The organism is Streptomyces sp. SID14478 (assembly GCF_010548525.1).
Taxonomy (GTDB): domain Bacteria; phylum Actinomycetota; class Actinomycetes; order Streptomycetales; family Streptomycetaceae; genus Streptomyces.
Genome location: NZ_JAAGMG010000815.1, coordinates 1 through 854 on the forward strand (window position 1 = coordinate 1; position 854 = coordinate 854).

General features: G+C 75.4%; 1 protein-coding gene. It reads left to right on the forward strand.

The features are described 5' to 3' along the window. Positions 1-45: 45 nt before the first annotated feature. Positions 46-854 (forward strand): histidine kinase (locus G3I40_RS26715; RefSeq protein ID WP_239091954.1); only part of this gene is annotated, 809 nt, incomplete at its 3' end.

An 854-nucleotide genomic window follows, 5' to 3' on the forward strand; every position in this document is an offset into this window, starting at 1 on the left:
CTCTCCGGCACGGCGTGCGCCGTGCGGTGCCCGATGATGGACCTCATGCACGACCAGGCCGCCGCACCCTCGATGCGCCGGGCGGCGGCCGCGGGCCGGCGTCTGGAGCGCTGGCGCGGCACGCCGTTCGCCGTCGACCTGCTGACGGCGGCGGGGTGCTTCGCGCTGATGGGCCTGGACGTCCCGGGTCTCGCTCAGGCCGACAACGCGCTGAGCGGTGCGGGCGCCACCGTGGTGCTGGTCCTCGGTGCCGCGACGCTGCTGCTGCGCCGCCGGGTGCCGTGGGGGCCCTGGCTGCCGTACGCCGTCTCGCTGGTCTTCCTCGGCTGGCTGCACGAGCTGACCCTGGTCCAGTTCGCCTTGTACTCCGTGGCCCGTTACCGCGGCCGTGCCGCGGGCGTGGGGGCCTGCTGCGGCTATCTCCTGGCGTGCTGTGCCGCGTACGTGCTCCCGAACTGGCCCACCCACCGCGCCGACTCGGTCAGTCAGTTCCTGGCCCTCGTCGTGCCGGTCGGTGTGCTCGCCACCGGGGTCGGCATCGCCGCGAACCGGGTGGACCTGGTCCGCGCCCTGGAGGCCAAGGGCGCCGAGACCGCCCTGCTCCAGGCCGTGCAGGACGAGCGCACCAGCGTCGCCGGCGACGTGCACGACTTCGTGGGGCGGGAGCTGACGCTGCTCTCGGTGCGTTCGGAGGTGCTGTCGCGGCGGGCCCGTGGTGAGCGCTGGGAGCGGGACTTCGAGGAACTGTCCGAGACGGCCCGCCGCGCGCACCTGCTGCTGAACGAGATCGTCGTGCGCCGGGGCAGCGGCGGCGGCGCGCCCACGCCGGGCCTGGCGGCGCTGCGGCGCCTGGC